Source organism: Streptomyces sp. NPDC050549, from assembly GCF_040655035.1.
Lineage (GTDB): Bacteria > Actinomycetota > Actinomycetes > Streptomycetales > Streptomycetaceae > Streptomyces.
This window is the reverse complement of the sequence record NZ_JBFAJD010000013.1, coordinates 137722-153734: the sequence shown is the minus strand read 5'-3', so window position 1 is coordinate 153734 and position 16013 is coordinate 137722. Positions and strand designations below refer to the sequence as shown.

Genomic DNA, 16013 nt, shown 5'->3' with positions numbered 1-16013 from the left:
GGTGCCCTCTACGGTGGATGGCATGGGGGAGATCAACTATGTCCGGGGTGACGCCACCGTTCCGTCGGTCAAGGGCGTCAAGGTGATCGCGCATGTCTGCAACGACATCGGGGGCTGGGGAAAGGGCTTCGTGCTGGCCGTGTCGCGCCGCTGGCCGGAGCCGGAGAAGGAGTACCGCGCGTGGCATCGCGCCCGCGCGGCCAACGACTTCGGGCTGGGCGCAGTCCAGTTCGTCCAGGTCGAGCGCTACATCTGGGTGGCCAACATGATCGGCCAGCGAGGGACACGCACGGGCAGCAAGGGCGTCCCCGTGCGCTACGAGGCGATCGACACGGCCCTGGGCCTGCTGGCCGAGCGCGCGGCGGAGCTCGGCGCGTCCGTGCACATGCCCCGCATCGGGTGCGGCCTCGCGGGCGGTAAATGGTCACGGGTGGAACCACTCGTCACCGAGCGGCTGGTACGGCGGGGGATCGCGGTGACGGTGTACGACCACGAGGACTGAACCGCCGAACCAACTTGCCCCACGCTGAAAGGAGTTGCAGAATCTTGCGCAACTGCGGAGAAGGTCGTGATCATGAGCCGTGACATCGACGTCCTCGTCCTGGGCGGCGCCGGCGTGGACACCATCGTCCACGTCCCCGAACTGCCGCTCCCGTACGCCGACAGCTACATGATCGACCCGGGCATCACCACCCGGGCCGGCCAGACCGGCGACTTCGTGGCCCTGGGTCTGAGCGCGCTCGGCCTGCGCACCCACCACCTCGACCTGCTCGGCGCCGACCCCGAGGGCGACCTGGTCCGCGCCTTCCACCGCGACCACGGCATCCCGCTCACCGAAGTCCCCGGGCCCGCCGGCACCAAGCGCGCGGTCAACCTCGTGGGCCCCGACGGGCGGCGACTCTCCCTCTACGACTCGACCCGCGCCCACCCCGACGACCGCCTGCCGGAACCCACGGTCCGGGCCCTCGCCGAGGCGAGCCGCCACGCCCACGTCTCCATCACCCAGCCCTGCGCCCACGCGCTGCCCACCCTGCGCGAGGCAGGGGTGACGATCTCGACGGACCTGCACAACTGGGACGGCAGGAACCCGTACCAGGAGGAGTTCGCCCTCGCGGCGGACGTCGTCTTCCTGTCCACCACCGCGCTCACCGGCGACCCCGCGCGCACCATGCGCGCCATCGCCGAGCACGGCCGCGCCGAACTGGTCGTCGCCACGGCCGGAGCGAAGGGCGCGTACCTGCTGGCCGACGACGAGGTGACCCACATTCCGCCGGTCACCCCGCCCTCCCCACTGGTCGACTCGAACGGCGCGGGCGACGCCTTCGCCGCCGCGTTCCTCTACGGCTGGCTCAACCGGGAGACACCGCAACGCGCCGCCTTCTACGGCGCGGTCGCGGGCGCCCACGCCTGCACGGTTCCGTCGACGGAAGCGGAGGCGATAGCTCGCGGCGACCTTCTGACGAGGGCAGGGGCAGCGCGCCGTTAGGAGCGCGGGGCTGTATCAATGTGCGGCTCCGCCGCGTGGGCGCGACCAGCCACAAACCGGCCCGCAGTGCCCCACTGCCGAACCCGGCAGACGCTCAGTGCACGTCGTTGGTAGCCGCGATCTTCTTCCAGGACTTCGGCTGCGCCGGTAGAGCCGACGACTTGGTGATCGCTGCTGCCCCAGCCGCCGGGGCCGCAGGCTTCGAGGGCTGGAACAGCCACGTGTCGAAGAGCGCCGACAACGACTTCCCCGACATCTTCTCGGCGTAGGCCTGGAAGTCCTGGACGGACGCGTTGCCGTAGGCGTGCTCCTTGGGCCACCCCTTCAGAATGGCGAAGAACGCGTCGTCGCCGACCTCGTTGCGCAGCGCCTGGATGGCCAGCGCCCCCCGGTCGTAGACCGGGAGCTCGAACTGGTTGTCCGGACCCGGGTCACCGGGCGCGATCGTCCAGAACGCGTCGTCCGCCGGATGCGAGGCGTAGACGTAGTCGGCGAGTTGCTGCGCAGTGCCCTCGCCCTCGTGCTCGGACCACAGCCACTGCGCGTAGCGCGCGAAGCCCTCGTTGATCCAGATGTCCTTCCAGCCCTTCAGCGACACGTCGTCGCCGTACCACTGGTGGGCCAGCTCGTGCACGACGACAGAGGTGTTGGCGCCGTTCGCGAACTGCTTCTGGCTGTAGTAGACGCGGGTCTGCGTCTCCAGCGCGTACCCGGTGGTCGTGTTGGGCACGTACCCGCCGGCCGAACTGAACGGATACGGCCCGAAGTAGCCACTCAGCCAGTCGACGATCTCCCCGGTCCGCTCGACACTCGCCCGTGCGGACCCGTCGTTGTCGCCGAGGTCCTTGCTGTAGGCGTTGATGACCGGGACCCCGCCCTCCGAGGTACTGGTCGTGATGTCGAACTTTCCGACGGCGAGCGTGGCCAGATAGGTGGCCTGCGGCTTGTTCTCCCGCCAGTTGTAGCGGGTCCAGCCGAGCTGTGAACTCGTCGACTGGAGCGTGCCGTTGGAGATCGCCTGGGTGCCGTTCGGTACGGCCACCGACACGTCGTAGGTCGCCTTGTCGCTCGGGTGGTCGTTGCTCGGGAACCACCACCACGCCGACTCGGGCTCGTCCGCCGCGACCGCGCCGTCCGGAGTGCGGTGCCAGGTGTTGAAGCCGTAGGCGCTCTTCGTCGACGGCACCCCGCTGTAGCGGACCACGACCGTGATCGGTGTGCCCGTCGGCAGCGGGGTCTTCGGGGTGATCTCCAGCTCGTGCTGGCCGGAGGTCGCGAAGGTCGCCTTCACGCCGTTGACCCGTACCTCGCTCACGTCGAGGAGGAAGTCCAGATCGAACCGTGAGAGATCCTGCGTGGTCCTGGCGAGGATCGTCGCCGTACCCGCCAACTCGTCGGTGGCGGGCTGGTATTGAAGCCTGAGGTCGTAGTGCGAGACGTCGTATCCGCCGTTGCCGTAGTACGGGTAGTAGGGATCGCCGATACCGGGAGCGCCGGGGGAGTAGCTTGCCGCCGAGGCCGGGATCGCCAGCAGCAGGGAGGCCGCCGCGAGCGCTCCCGGCGCGATGATTCTGCGGTGCACGAGAACTCCAAGTCGTAGGGCTCCCCGGGAAACCGAAGAGCCGTGGGGGTCCACGAAGGTCGAAGCGCCGAAGAGCCGAAGAGTCCGCTCGGTCTTCAGTCTGTTCAAAGGCTATTCAGTCCCTGTGCTCCCACGCCTGTCCACGGCACCTCCTGTCACACGATCGCCATTCGGCCGACATGACTCCGAGTGCCTCTTCCAGCACGGGAGTTGATCGATGTACCGTCCGCGCATGCCGAAACGCACGCGCTTCACGATCTGGAGATCGCTCGCGACGGCGGCGACCGCCGCCCTCCTGGCCACCTTCCTCACCCCGGCAGTGGCCCAGAGCGCCCCGCAGGAAAGCCAACCCGTCTACTCCTACGCGAACGCCGTCCGCGAGGCCGTCTGGGTGGACACCGGACTCGACGGCGACGGTGACGGAAAGCCGGACCGTGTCGCCGTCGACATCGTCCGGCCGAGCGAACCCGCCCGCGAGGGCCGCAAAGTACCCGTCATCATGGACGCCAGCCCCTACTACTCCTGCTGCGGACGCGGCAACGAGAGCCAGCTGAAGACCTACGACGCCAACGGCAACGTTGTCCAGATGCCGCTGTTCTACGACAACTACTTCGTGCCCCGCGGCTACGCCTTCGTCGGCGTCGACCTCGCCGGGACCAACCGCTCCGACGGCTGCGTCGACGTCGGCGGCCGTTCCGACATCCAGTCCGCGAAGGCCGTCGTCGACTGGCTGAACGGACGCGCCAAGGCGTACACCACACGCACCGGAACCGCCCGCGCGACCGCGAGCTGGACCAACGGCAAGACGGGAATGATCGGCAAGAGCTGGGACGGCACCATCGCCAACGGCGTTGCCGCCACCGGCGTCAAGGGCCTGAAGACGATCGTCCCGATCAGCGCCATCTCCTCCTGGTACGACTACTACTTCGCCAAGGGCGCCCCGCTCTACGACTCCGGCCCCGACTGGCTCTCCGGCTACGTCGACAGCCCCGACGCGCAGGCCAAGTGCGCCGCCGTCCAGCAGAAGATCGTCGACGGGGCCCCGCGCACCGGTGACTGGACGCCGTTCTGGACCGAACGCGACTACGTGAAGGACGCGAGCAAGGTCAAGGCCAGCGTCTTCCTCGTGCACGGGCTGCAGGACCTCAACGTCCGCACCAAGAACTTCGGCCAGTGGTGGGACGCCCTCGCCAAGAACGGCGTAGAGCGCAAGATCTGGCTCTCCCAGACCGGCCATGTCGACCCCTTCGACTACCGGCGCGACGCCTGGGTCGACACCCTGCACCGCTGGTTCGACCACGAGCTCCTCGGCTACGACAACGGGATCGACCGCCGGCCGATGGCCGACGTCGAACGCCACCCCGACCAGTGGGTGACGTCCAAGGTCTGGCCGCCGAGCGGCACCGCGACCACGACCCTCCACCCCGCGCAGGGCACCCAGGCGGGCGTCGGCACCCTCGGCCTCGGCAAGGGCACCGGAACCGGGACCTTCACCGACAACCTGCAGGAGAGCGAGACCGACTGGGCCGCCGCGATCGACAAGTCGACGGCGGACAAGGCCGGTTTCGTCACGGGACCGCTCAAGGAGGACCTGCGTCTTTCGGGTTCCTCGAAGGTGACGATCACGGCGACACCCACCACCGCCACGGCCCATCTCTCCGCCGTACTGGTGGACCTGGGCCCGGACACCATCCGCGACTACGCCGACTCGGCCGAGGGCATCACGACACTCACCAACCGCACCTGCCGGGGCGAGAGCACGGCCGGCGACAGTGCCTGTTTCCTCGCAACTCAGGCCAAAACCATGGCAGTCGACTACAACGTCTTCAGCCGCGGCTGGGCGGACCTCGGCAACTACGCCTCCGCCACGAAGGGTGTACCGCTCACCCCCGGCAAGGCGTACACCATCACGCTCGACCTGGCGGCGACCGACCACGTCGTCCCGGCCGGGCACCGCCTCGCCCTGATCGTCGCGGGCACGGACAAGGACCTCATCGACCCGCCGTCCACCACCCCGACGCTCACCCTGACCCTGTCCCGCACCGCGGCCCAACTCCCGCTCGTCGGCGGCGCGTCGGCGTTCGCGAAGGCCACGGCGGGCGCCAGGTCCACGGCCCCCACCGCCCCAGCCCTCGACGGCGTACGGACACCCCGTTCCGCCACCCATCGGGTACCCGGCAGCTGATCACCGCCCCGGAGCGGAGCGGCGGCGCGAACACGCTCCGGCGCCCCGCTCCGGGCACGCCGTTCGGGGGTCTCGCCGGGCGCCCGCTCCGGGCACGCCGATCGCACACCTCGCTCCGCGTCTGCCGCTCGCGGATCTCGCTTCGCGTCGGCGTCGGGCACGGCTGCCCCAGACCTCTCGCCCGTGTCGGGCACGCCGGCGCGCACCCCGCTCCGCCGCCCGCCTCGGACACGTCGGCCGCCGAAGGATCCGAGGCTCAGCCCAGCCGGAGCCGTGCCAACTCCGCGGCCTCCTCCGCGCACCCCCACGCCACCGTGATCCCCGCCCCGCCGTGACCGTAGTTGTGCACCAACACCCGCCCGCCGCGCAGCACTTGACGCTCCAGCCGGACCGCGGGCCGGGTCGGCCGCAGGCCCACCCGGTGCTCCAGGACCCGGGCGTCGGCGATCTCCGGGCGGATCGCCGCGCAGCGGGCGATGATCGCCTCGGCGGTCGCGGGGTCGGGTGTCATGGACCAGGCGCCGTCCTCGGCCGTACCGCCCAGGATCAGCCCGCCCGGCTGGGGGAAGAAGTACGTGGACGTGTCCGCCGTGTGGTCGACCGACGTGAACCAGGTCGTGATCCCCGGGTTCTCCACCACGACCAGCTGACCGCGCACCGGCCGCATCGAACGGTCGGGCACCAGGTCCAGGGAGTCCAGCCCGGTGCAGTTGACCACGACGGGCGCCGGCACCTCGGTGAGGTCCGTCACCGACGCCTCCTCCACCGTCCCGCCCGCGCGCAGGAACCGCTCCCGCAGCCACGGCAGATGCGTCGACATGTCGATCAGCGGCAACCGTGCCCACAGCCCGCCGCCCGCGTACTCCTCGGCCCGCGCCTCGCGCAGCCCCGGCACCCGGCGCGCCCACGGGCCCAGCTCGTCCAGCCGTGTCCCGCCCTGTACACCCTCGACCATGCGTACGCCCGTCTCGCCGGGCCGCGCCGCCAACTCCTCGTACACGCCGAGCGATCGGAGCGCCCACTCACCGACGAGTGCCTCCGGCTCGATCCGGTACGGCCACCACAGCGCGCCCGCGACCGCCGAGGTCGTCAGCTCGACGGTCTCGCGCGTCCACACCCGGACCCGGGCACCGCCCTCGGCCAGGACGACTGCCGTCGTCAGCCCGATGACGCCCCCGCCGACCACGATGACTTCGCCACCCACACCGCTCTCCATGCGCGGACGGTAGCGGAATACACCATGCCGTGCTCACACCGGCATCGCGCTGGGGATACTCACAGCATGTCTGCCGAACACGCGATGTCCGCCGCGTACGCGGCCTTCGGCCTGGCACCGGCGATGCGCGCCGGTGAAGTCCTCGCGGACGGCGGCTACCAGGTGCACCGCGACTTCGTCGACTTCCTCGTCGACGGCCGCCCGCTGCTCTTCCGGCTCGCCGACCTGGACGCCGTCTCCCCGCTCGCCTCCGACGTCCCGCCCGCGATCTTCACCGCCCAGGTCCGCAGCCTCCTCCTGGAGACCGACCCACCGCTGGAGGGCGGACGCCACATCATCTACGGCTGCCCCGAGTGCGCGGACCTCGCCTGCGGCGCCGTCACCGCCGTCATCGAGCGTGTCGGCACCGACTACATCTGGCGCGACTTCGCGTGGCAGACCGACGAACACGCCGACCTGGAGCGCAACGGCTACCACGGCATAGGGCCCTTCCGCTTCGCCGGCACCGAGTACCGCACGGCCCTCGACTCCCTCATCGACGGCACCGAACCCCCGGCCGCCCGACGCCGCGTCCTCCTCATCGGCGCCCGAGTCGCCGTCCTCAACAAACTCGCCGCCGCCCTCCGCGCCATCGGCATCGGCGCCGAGATCACCGGCGACGCGACCCATGTCCCCGCCGACGAACTCCGCCGCTACGGCGCCGTCGCCTTCGGCCGCGCCGTCACCCAGGACGAACGCGCCGCCGTACGGACCGCCTTCGACCGCGCCGGAGTCGACGTGGCCTACGTCGACGGCCTCGCCCCCATCGTCCCGCTCCTCGTCGCCCAGATCGAACACGCCCTGGACGCCCGTCCGTTGGAGCAGCACCGGCTGACCCGCCTGGTCGCCGCCGACGGCGAGGCGGGCATCGAGGTCACCTCTCCCTGCCGGGTGCGCGTCACGGCGTACCGGCTCGACCGCCTCTACCGCAGCCACGCCCAGGACGTCTTCGACGGCGTCCTGGAACCCGGCCGCCACCGCATCGCCCTGGACGCGAAAGCCGTGAAGGGCGAGTCCTTCGTGGTGGCCCGCACCATGGGGAGCGTGCTGGTGGAGCCGATGGCGCGCTGAAGACCGCGGCGAGGGCGGGCAAACGGACCGATTAGGATCGGCGGTCTGATGACTGCCACTCTCGTCGCCAAGAATCTCGCCGCCGGACACGGCGACCGAGCCCTGTTCAGCGGGCTCGACCTCGTCGTCGCCCCCGGCGATGTGATCGGCCTTGTCGGTGCCAACGGCGCCGGCAAGTCCACCCTCCTGCGGATGCTCGCCGGACTCCTCGCACCGGAGGAGGGCGAGCTGCGCCTCTCCCCGCCGGCCGCGACCGTAGGACATCTCCCGCAGGAGCCGGAGCGGCGCCCGGGCGAGAGCGTGCGCGAGTTCCTGGCGCGCCGCACCGGCGTCGCCGAGGCCCAGCGCACGATGGACGAGGCCACCCAGGCACTGGTCGACGGCGCACCCGGCGCCGACGACGCCTACTCGACGAGCCTGGAGCGCTGGCTCGACCTCGGCGGCGCCGACCTCGACGAACGCGCCGAGGAGATCGCCGACACTCTCGGCCTCACGATCGACCTCGACCAGCCGATGACGTCCCTGTCCGGCGGCCAGGCGGCGCGAGCGGGCCTGGCTTCCCTTCTTCTGTCGCGTTACGACGTCTTCCTCCTCGACGAGCCGACCAACGACCTGGACCTCGACGGCCTGGAACGTCTCGAACGCTTCGTCTCCGGCCTGCGCGCGGGCACCGTCGTCGTCTCGCACGACCGCGAGTTCCTCACTCGCACCGTCACCAAGGTCCTCGAACTCGACCTGGCCCAGAACCAGATCAACCTCTACGGCGGCGGGTACGAGGCCTACCTGGAGGAGCGGGAGGTGGCCCGCCGGCACGCCCGCGACGACTTCGAGGAGTACGCCGACAAGCGCACAGCCCTCCAGGACCGAGCCCAGATGCAGCGCGGCTGGATGGACAAGGGCGTCAAGAACGCCCGCCGCAAGGCGAACAACGACAACGACAAGATCGGCCGCAAGTTCCGCAGCGAGGCCAGCGAGAAACAGGCCGCGAAGGCCCGGCAGACGCAGCGCATGATCGAACGCCTCGACGTCGTCGAAGAGCCCCGCAAGGAGTGGGAGCTGCGCATGGAGATCGCCTCCGCGCCCCGCTCCGGCGCGGTCGTCGCGACCCTGCGGGACGCCGAGGTGCGACGCGGGGACTTCACCTTCGGCCCGGTGTCCCTGCAGATCGACTGGGCGGACCGGGTCGCGGTGACCGGCGCGAACGGCGCGGGCAAGTCGACCCTCCTCGGCGCGCTGCTCGGCCGTGTCCCGCTGGACGCGGGGCAGGCTTCGCTGGGCTCGGGCGTCCTGGTCGGCGAGGTCGACCAGGCCCGCCAGCTGTTCCACGGCACGGAGTCCCTGCTCGACGCGTTCTGCGCGGCCGTCCCTGACACCGAACCGGCCGAAGTCCGCACCCTGCTCGCCAAGTTCGGCCTCAAGGCGAACCACGTGATGCGTCCGGCCGGGAGCCTCTCACCGGGCGAGCGCACCCGTTCGGCCCTGGCGCTGCTCCAGGGCCGGGGCGTCAACCTCCTGGTCCTGGACGAGCCGACGAACCACCTGGACCTGCCGGCGATCGAGCAGTTGGAGTCGGCGCTCGATGCCTACGAGGGCACGCTGCTGTTGGTCACCCATGACCGTCGGATGCTGGACGCGGTGCAGGTGACTCGGCGGTTGGAGGTGGCGGACGGGAAGGTGACGGAGCAGCGGTGAGGTTCGGGAGCGTCGTTCACTGCGGGTCGGCGGGGGCCGGTCGCGCAGTTCCCCGCGCCTCTGAAGGGGCGCTCTCCGTACCGGAGTTGAGACGATCGGCTTCTTTGGCGGCGCGCTCCACCCGATCCCGATGGGCCGCCCACCAACTCGCATCGCCCGGTGCCATGTTGTCGCCCCCGGCCCGCTGGCCCACCGCTCCGTCGATGAGTTCTCGTACGACGTCGGCGTGGCCCGCGTGCCGGGACGTCTCGTAGATCATGTGGGCGAGGGCGCGGTGCAGGGTCAGTTCGCTTCCTCCCTCACCGGGCATGCGGCCGACCGCGTCCAGGGGCAGCGCCTCGATCGTCGCGTCCGAGTGGGCGCAGATCCGCCGGTAGTCCCCGACGATCTGCTTCCGTGTCTCATCGGGCCTCGCCCACAGATCCGCGTTGGGCTCCGCGTCTCCCGCGATCCACAACTCCGGTGCGTCGACGGGCCGTCCGAAGACCGTCCCGAAATAGAACGCCTCGGCCCCGGCCAGATGCTTGACCAGCCCCAGCAGATTGGTCCCGGTCGGCGTCATCGGCCGCCGGATGCCGTACTCCGACAGCCCTTCGAGCTTCCAGAGCAGTGTGTCCCGGGCGTCCTGCAGAATGAGGCGCAGGTCGGCTTTGAAGTCCGGTGAGATCATGCGCCCAGTCTGTCGGCGAGATGATCCACGTCCACCAATTTTCGCCGCCCAGCGTCCACACCCCGGGGGCGCGGGGAACTGCGCGACCAGCCGCAACTGACCCGCAGCTCCCCACTGCCCGACCGGCAAAACCGTCAGCGCTTGCCCTTCTTGCCCGGGTCCAGCAGCCCCGCCTTCCGCAGAGCATCAGCCATCGCACTGTTGCCCGGCGGCGGAGCCACCTGCCGCGATCCACCACCTTGACCGCCATGCCGCTGCTGGCGCTGCTGAGGAGGACGCCCTCCACTCCGCTGCCCGCGCTGGGCACCCCCACCCTGCTGTCCCCGCTCACCGCCGGCGGCCGCCGCCTCGTCCTCCAGCCGCAGCGTCAACGAGATCCGCTTCCGCGGAATGTCGACATCAAGCACCTTCACCTTGACGATGTCGCCCGGCTTCACCACGTCCCGCGGGTCCTTGACGAACCTCTTCGACAGGGCGGAGACGTGCGCCAGCCCGTCCTGGTGGACACCGACATCGATGAACGCCCCGAACGCGGCGACGTTCGTGACGACCCCCTCCAGGACCATCCCGGGCGCCAGGTCGGAGATCTTCTCGACGCCGTCCTTGAACGTGGCCGTCTTGAACGCGGGCCGCGGGTCACGGCCCGGCTTCTCCAGTTCCCTCAGGATGTCGGTCACGGTCGGCAGACCGAACTTCTCGTCCACGAACTCCGTCGGCTTCAGCGAACGCAGCACCGCCGTGTTGCCGATCAGCGACGCCACCTCGCTGCCCGCCGTCTTCACCATCCGCCGTACGACCGGATACGCCTCGGGGTGCACGCTGGACGCGTCGAGCGGGTCGTCGCCGCCGCGGATGCGCAGGAAGCCCGCGCACTGTTCGTAGGCCTTCGGGCCGAGCCGGGCCACGTTCTTCAGCTGGGTGCGCGAGGTGAAGGGGCCGTTGGCGTCGCGGTGCGACACGATGTTCTCGGCGAGGCCGGAGGTGATGCCGGACACGCGCGAAAGGAGCGGTGCGGAGGCCGTGTTGACGTCCACGCCGACGCCGTTCACACAGTCCTCGACCACCGCGTCCAGCGAACGCGACAGCTTCACCTCGGACAGGTCGTGCTGGTACTGGCCGACACCGATGGACTTGGGGTCGATCTTCACCAGCTCGGCCAGGGGGTCCTGGAGCCGGCGCGCGATGGAGACGGCGCCGCGCAACGACACGTCCATGTCGGGCAGTTCCTGCGAGGCGAACGCGGACGCCGAGTACACGGACGCGCCGGCCTCGGACACCATCACCTTGGTGAGCTTCAACTCCGGATGCTTGGTGATGAGTTCACCGGCGAGCTTGTCGGTCTCTCGGGACGCCGTGCCGTTGCCGATCGCGATCAGGTCGACCGAGTGCTGTGCGGAGAGGCGGGCCAGCTTGGCGAGCGCCTCGTCCCACTTGTTCGCCGGGACGTGCGGGTAGATCACGTCCGTGGCCACGACCTTGCCGGTCGCGTCGACCACCGCCACCTTCACACCCGTTCGGAAACCGGGGTCCAGGCCCAGCGTCGCGCGGGTGCCGGCCGGGGCGGCGAGCAGCAGGTCGCGCAGGTTCGAGGCGAATACGTCGACCGCCTCGTCCTCGGCCGCCGTACGCAGCCGCAGCCGCAGATCGATGCCGAGATGCACGAGAATGCGGGTGCGCCAGGCCCAACGGACCGTGTCCTGCAGCCACTTGTCGCCGGGACGGCCCCGGTCGAGGATCTGGAAGCGATGGGCGACCATCCCCTCGTAGGAAGAAGGCCCCTCGGTGGACTCCTCGGGCTCCAGGACGAGATCGAGGACCTCCTCCTTCTCGCCGCGCAGCATCGCGAGGACGCGGTGCGAGGGCAGCGCGGTGAACGGCTCCGAGAAGTCGAAGTAGTCGGCGAACTTGGCGCCCGCCTCCTCCTTGCCCTCCCGCACCTTCGCCGCGAGCCGTCCGCGCACCCACATCCGCTCGCGCAGCTCGCCGATCAGGTCGGCGTCCTCCGAGAACCGCTCGGTGAGGATCGCCCGGGCGCCGTCGAGGGCGGCCTGCGGATCGGCGACCCCCTTGTCGGCGTCGACGAACGCGGCGGCAGCGGCCAGCGGCTCCACGGACGGGTCGCCCAACAGGCCGTCCGCAAGCGGTTCGAGCCCCGCCTCGCGCGCGATCTGCGCCTTGGTGCGCCGCTTGGGCTTGAAGGGCAGGTAGATGTCCTCGAGGCGCGCCTTGGTCTCGGCGGCCCGGATCTGCGCCTCCAGCTCCTCGGTGAGCCTGCCCTGCTCGCGCACCGATTCGAGGATCGCGGTCCGCCGCTCCTCCAGCTCCCGCAGATACCGCAGCCGCTCCTCGAGCGTGCGCAGCTGCGCGTCGTCGAGCATCTCGGTCGCTTCCTTGCGGTAGCGGGCGATGAAGGGCACCGTCGAACCGCCGTCGAGCAGCTCGACGGCGGCCTTCACCTGCCGCTCCCGTACGCCGAGCTCCTCGGCGATCCTGCCTTCGATGGACCCTACGAGGGGTGTCGTCACGCCCGTACCGCCTTCTCCACTGAGGTTGCGCGGCAATTGTGGCAGGTGGCACCGACACTCGGGGATCAGGGCGCAGTCCCGGAGTCGATTTTCGGTGATCTTCTGGACGGTGGGAGCAGAGATAGGAGAGGCTGCTGGTATCGCCTGGTATGAGCAGGCAACAGCCAACTGACACCCTTCCCAGCGAAGTTGAGGCTCATGCCCGCGACAGTCCCCCTTGCGCCCCCGTCCCCCGCAGTCGCCGAACTGGCGGCACAGCACGAACTGGGTGCGCTGCTCGCCACCTTCAAGCCACAGCGGTTCGGGTGGTTCGTGAAGTCGTCGTTCTACCTGACGCTCGCGGTGCTGTTCTTCATGTTCGTGGTGCCGGCCGTGATCTTCTACTACGTGGCGCTGCGCCGCACCCCTGACTTCAACCCCAGACAGGCGGCCAAGCGGCTGCACCTGTTCGAGCACGGCATGATCGCCGACCAGGAGACGGGTGCGGGCGCGGTGGCCGTGAGATGGGACCGGATCAGGCTCTACGAGGAGCAGGTCCAGAAGATCATCAACGGCATACCGGGTCCGATCCTGTACACCTGCGCGGCGACGAGCCCGGGCGCGAGCGTGACGGTCACCAACTTCTACGAGAACCCCCGCACCTGGGCCCCGGCCATGCAGAGGGCGGTACTTGGAGCCCAGGGCGCCGCCGCGCAGCAGGCGTTCCTGGCCGGCGAGGTCCTGGACTTCGGCGAGTTCGACCTCTCCACCGCCGGCGTCGCGCACCGCAAGAAGGTGCTGCCCTGGACCCAGGTGGGGCAGGTCAAGCTCGGCGGCGGCGCCGTCGCCGTGATGAAGAACGGTGAATCGGCCTTCTGGGCCCGCGCCATGGCCAAGAGCGTCCCGAATCTTCAGGTGTTCCTGGCCATGGTGGACAAACACCGCAGCGCGTGAGCCTTCTCTTCGCATCGCTCGGCGGGAGTGCGCCGGCGTTGCCGCGGTGACTTCCCGCCGCTGCGCCGTCGGCTAGCTCTTGCCGAGCAGATTCCCCGGAAACGCCCCGGCGGCGAGCGCGCGCCGGGCGAACCCGGTCGCCAGCTCGGTCAGCCGTACGACCCCTTCGGCGCCCAGGTGCTCGTACGGTGCCCGGTCCAGCCGGTCCGTCTCCGTCTCGATCCCGGCGCGCAGCGCGACGCCCGCCTCGGTCAACTCGCCGTCCCCGTCGAGCAGTCCGCGCTCCCGCAGCCGTCCGGCGGCGGCGTCCCACTCCTCCTGGCTCCAGCCGCGAGTGCCGAACACCCACTTCGGGGTCATGCCCTTGCCGGTCGCGGTGTGGGTCACCACGGCCTCCAGACCGTCGAGTTCGGCGGACATCAGGACGGCCAGATGACCGTCGCCGCGGTGCTCGCGCAGCAGGGTGGCGGCGTGGAAGTACGCGAGGTGCGGCTCCTCGGGGACCGGCAGATCGGCATGCGCGGCGTACAGGGGACGCGCGGCACGCGTGCACGCCTCGGCGGCCCGCAGCGCCAGCCGCGCGGCCTCGGCCATCTCCGCCGACTCGACGACGACGTCGTCCAGCAGCCGGCGCAGGGTCGCGTCGACGGCACGCGCGCGTGCCCGCAGGGCCTGCTCCGGGGAGACGGTCTCCCACACGGCGGGCACATGCCGGGCCACGAGCTCGTACTTGTAGTTGTAGAAGGTCGCCGCCACCACGCCGGGCCCGACCCGCCCCAGCGCCGCCGCCCGTACGGCGAAGTTGACGGCCCTGGAGTCCGTGACACCGAGCTCCGCCAGTTCCCTCCCCAGGTCGGGCGAGAAGTAGAGCGTGGCGTGCAGGGAGTTGAGCGCGTTGTGGCAGCGGCGCCCGGCACGGGGGTCGACGGCGGCAGTAGTCATGACGGTCACGTTACCGACTGGTTGGTACGGCCTCCAGTGGCGGGCGTCGGATGGCGGAAAAGGTGGGGTAGTCGTCATTGCGGCCACTGCGGGGAGCGCGAAGAACCGGCGGTGTGCGAACCGTCCCGGTGGCCCTCTTCGACGATGTGCAGAGCCTCGACGCCACCGGCCCGTTGAAGGTCTTCACGGGCGCCGGGCTTCCTCCTCACGCAGTCCAGGTGAAGCGCGGCGCCCGGCGCTCCAGGAACGCGGCGACCCCCTCGGCGGTGTCCTCGCTGCCGCGTGCCTGCTCGGCCCAGTAACCGTCCCTGTCCGTACGCCCGTTGGCGAACTCCTTCGCCGCGGCCTGCGTCAGCCGCGAGCGGGCGGCCAGCACCCGGGTGAACTCCGCGACACGCTTGGCGAGTTCGCCCTCGGGCAGCAGCTCGTCGAGGAACCCGGTGCGCAGCGCGCGCTCCGCGTCGATCAACTCGCCCGAGAAGAGGAGGTACTTGGCGGTCCCCGGGCCCACCAGCGACACCAACCGCCGGGTGGAGGACGCCGGATACACGATCCCCAGCTTCGCCGGAGTCACCCCGAACAGCGCCCCCTGCTCCGCGAACCGCAGATCGCAGGCCGCCGCCAACTGCGCGCCGCCGCCCACACAGTGACCCCGGATCGCGGCCAGCGTCGGCTTGGGGAACGCCGCGAGCGCCTCCTCCGCGAGCACCGCGAGCTTCTGCGCCTCACCCGCCGACTCCCGCAGCGCGGAGATGTCGGCCCCGGCACAGAACGTCCCGCCCTCACCGGTCAGCACCAGCGCCCGTACGGCCGGATCGGCGGCCAGGGTGTCGAGCAGCGGCGGCAGCGCGCGCCACATCGCGGCCGTCATCGCGTTGCGCTTGCCGGGGTGGTGGACGACGACGGTGGCGACCGAGTCGGTGACATGGTCCAGCAGTCGGGGCTCCATGCGCCGGATGCTACGTACAACCGGAAGAGTTCGCGAAGTCATCATGATCGCGACAGGACCGGTCATGAAGAGCGGTCGTACCGTGCCCGAACGGTCGGAAGGCGCCCGATAACTGCTGACTTCTGTTCAGTCGTCCGAGGTGGTGCGGGTCGTTGCCAACACTCGTCGTGTGGTGACAATCGAGCGCAAGGGTGGCGACCGGACGATGGACGACCACGGGCGTGGGTCAGGCCCACGCCCAGAAGGTGGCAGAGACGATCCCCCGGCCCCCGCCCCGCCGGATCCGCTGCCGTACGAGGGGGTCTGGCGGTTCACCGCCTCCGCCGTCGACGCCTCCGTCCCGCAGGCGCGGCACGCCGTACGGGACCTGCTCCTCCGTCAGGGCGTGCCCCTGACGGACGACCTGCTGCAGGGACTGTTGCTGATCGTCTCCGAGCTGGTCACCAACGGGGTCAAGCACGCGGCGCTGCTGTCGCCGATACTCGCGGTGGAGGTCGCCGTGGGCGCCGAGTGGGTGCGGGTGTCCGTCGAGGACAACCACCCCTACCGCCCGACCGCCCTGGTGGCCGATCACGACGAGACCGGTGGCCGTGGACTGCTCCTGGTGCGCGAGGTGACCCGGGAGGCGGGCGGCGTGTGCGACGTCGAGCACACGGCGAGCGGCGGCAAGGTGATCTGGGCCGCGCTGCCGCTCACCGCCGCGCGGGTGCCGTAGGCCGGGCG

Annotated in this window: 13 protein-coding genes; 7 read left to right on the top strand and 6 right to left on the bottom strand. The window is 70.5% G+C overall.

Annotated elements, in window-relative coordinates:
- Positions 1 to 22 precede the first annotated feature (22 nt).
- Both AB0I51_RS20965 and AB0I51_RS20960 read left to right on the top strand, forming a co-directional pair.
- Positions 23 to 502 (top strand): macro domain-containing protein, encoded by a 480-nt coding sequence (locus AB0I51_RS20965; protein ID WP_362977189.1) that lies wholly within the window; start codon positions 23 to 25, stop codon positions 500 to 502.
- A gap of 72 nt (positions 503 to 574) precedes the next feature.
- Positions 575 to 1486, top strand: a complete 912-nt coding sequence (locus AB0I51_RS20960) for a PfkB family carbohydrate kinase (protein ID WP_362977187.1) — start codon at positions 575 to 577, stop codon at positions 1484 to 1486.
- A gap of 94 nt (positions 1487 to 1580) precedes the next feature.
- Here AB0I51_RS20960 and AB0I51_RS20955 read toward each other — a convergent pair whose 3' ends face one another.
- Positions 1581 to 3068 carry a M1 family metallopeptidase gene (locus AB0I51_RS20955; protein ID WP_362977185.1) on the bottom strand — a complete coding sequence of 496 codons (1488 nt, stop codon included), beginning with the start codon at positions 3066 to 3068 and terminating at the stop codon, positions 1581 to 1583.
- Between the two features lie 232 nt (positions 3069 to 3300).
- Here AB0I51_RS20955 and AB0I51_RS20950 point away from each other — a divergent pair, with 232 nt between their 5' ends.
- Positions 3301 to 5253 carry a Xaa-Pro dipeptidyl-peptidase gene (locus AB0I51_RS20950; protein WP_362977183.1) on the top strand — a complete coding sequence of 651 codons (1953 nt, stop codon included), beginning with the start codon at positions 3301 to 3303 and terminating at the stop codon, positions 5251 to 5253.
- A gap of 256 nt (positions 5254 to 5509) precedes the next feature.
- Here AB0I51_RS20950 and AB0I51_RS20945 read toward each other — a convergent pair whose 3' ends face one another.
- Positions 5510 to 6469 (bottom strand): FAD-dependent oxidoreductase, encoded by a 960-nt coding sequence (locus AB0I51_RS20945; RefSeq protein ID WP_362977181.1) that lies wholly within the window; start codon positions 6467 to 6469, stop codon positions 5510 to 5512.
- 84 nt (positions 6470 to 6553) lie between these two features.
- Here AB0I51_RS20945 and AB0I51_RS20940 point away from each other — a divergent pair, with 84 nt between their 5' ends.
- On the top strand, positions 6554 to 7579 hold the full coding sequence (locus tag AB0I51_RS20940; RefSeq protein WP_362977312.1) for an oxidoreductase: 1026 nt from the start codon (positions 6554 to 6556) through the stop codon (positions 7577 to 7579).
- A gap of 48 nt (positions 7580 to 7627) precedes the next feature.
- Positions 7628 to 9271 carry an ABC-F family ATP-binding cassette domain-containing protein gene (locus tag AB0I51_RS20935; protein ID WP_362977179.1) on the top strand — a complete coding sequence of 548 codons (1644 nt, stop codon included), beginning with the start codon at positions 7628 to 7630 and terminating at the stop codon, positions 9269 to 9271.
- A gap of 16 nt (positions 9272 to 9287) precedes the next feature.
- Here the strand turns inward: AB0I51_RS20935 and AB0I51_RS20930 are convergent, their stop codons facing one another.
- Together AB0I51_RS20930 and AB0I51_RS20925 are read right to left on the bottom strand one after the other, a co-directional pair.
- Complete coding sequence (locus AB0I51_RS20930) at positions 9288 to 9941, bottom strand: DinB family protein (protein WP_362977177.1); 654 nt, start codon at positions 9939 to 9941, stop codon at positions 9288 to 9290.
- A gap of 134 nt (positions 9942 to 10075) precedes the next feature.
- Entirely contained in the window at positions 10076 to 12466 is a 2391-nt protein-coding gene (locus AB0I51_RS20925; protein ID WP_362977175.1) for a Tex family protein, read from the bottom strand.
- Positions 12467 to 12664: 198 nt separating this feature from the next.
- Between AB0I51_RS20925 and AB0I51_RS20920 the strand changes: the two genes are divergently transcribed.
- Positions 12665 to 13399 (top strand): DUF6585 family protein, encoded by a 735-nt coding sequence (locus AB0I51_RS20920; RefSeq protein ID WP_362977173.1) that lies wholly within the window; start codon positions 12665 to 12667, stop codon positions 13397 to 13399.
- A gap of 72 nt (positions 13400 to 13471) precedes the next feature.
- Here the strand turns inward: AB0I51_RS20920 and AB0I51_RS20915 are convergent, their stop codons facing one another.
- On the bottom strand, positions 13472 to 14341 hold the full coding sequence (locus AB0I51_RS20915; protein ID WP_362977171.1) for a hypothetical protein: 870 nt from the start codon (positions 14339 to 14341) through the stop codon (positions 13472 to 13474).
- 205 nt (positions 14342 to 14546) lie between these two features.
- Positions 14547 to 15290, bottom strand: coding sequence for an enoyl-CoA hydratase/isomerase family protein (locus AB0I51_RS20910; protein ID WP_362977169.1), 744 nt, complete (start codon positions 15288 to 15290; stop codon positions 14547 to 14549).
- Between the two features lie 205 nt (positions 15291 to 15495).
- On the opposite strand from AB0I51_RS20910, the gene AB0I51_RS20905 reads away from it, so the two are divergent.
- A complete protein-coding gene (locus tag AB0I51_RS20905; RefSeq protein WP_362977310.1) occupies positions 15496 to 16005 on the top strand; it encodes an ATP-binding protein in 510 nt (169 codons plus the stop codon).
- Positions 16006 to 16013 lie beyond the last annotated feature (8 nt).

Coding starts and splice junctions, on each gene's coding strand:
- AB0I51_RS20920 (WP_362977173.1), top strand. CDS start 12,665: ATGCCCGCGACAGTCCCCCTTGCGCCCCCGTCCCCCGCAGTCGCCGAA.
- AB0I51_RS20930 (WP_362977177.1), bottom strand. CDS start 9,941: ATGATCTCACCGGACTTCAAAGCCGACCTGCGCCTCATTCTGCAGGAC.
- AB0I51_RS20940 (WP_362977312.1), top strand. CDS start 6,554: ATGTCCGCCGCGTACGCGGCCTTCGGCCTGGCACCGGCGATGCGCGCC.
- AB0I51_RS20905 (WP_362977310.1), top strand. CDS start 15,496: ATGGACGACCACGGGCGTGGGTCAGGCCCACGCCCAGAAGGTGGCAGA.
- AB0I51_RS20910 (WP_362977169.1), bottom strand. CDS start 15,290: ATGGAGCCCCGACTGCTGGACCATGTCACCGACTCGGTCGCCACCGTC.
- AB0I51_RS20960 (WP_362977187.1), top strand. CDS start 575: ATGAGCCGTGACATCGACGTCCTCGTCCTGGGCGGCGCCGGCGTGGAC.
- AB0I51_RS20915 (WP_362977171.1), bottom strand. CDS start 14,341: ATGACTACTGCCGCCGTCGACCCCCGTGCCGGGCGCCGCTGCCACAAC.
- AB0I51_RS20950 (WP_362977183.1), top strand. CDS start 3,301: ATGCCGAAACGCACGCGCTTCACGATCTGGAGATCGCTCGCGACGGCG.
- AB0I51_RS20935 (WP_362977179.1), top strand. CDS start 7,628: ATGACTGCCACTCTCGTCGCCAAGAATCTCGCCGCCGGACACGGCGAC.
- AB0I51_RS20945 (WP_362977181.1), bottom strand. CDS start 6,469: ATGGAGAGCGGTGTGGGTGGCGAAGTCATCGTGGTCGGCGGGGGCGTC.
- AB0I51_RS20965 (WP_362977189.1), top strand. CDS start 23: ATGGGGGAGATCAACTATGTCCGGGGTGACGCCACCGTTCCGTCGGTC.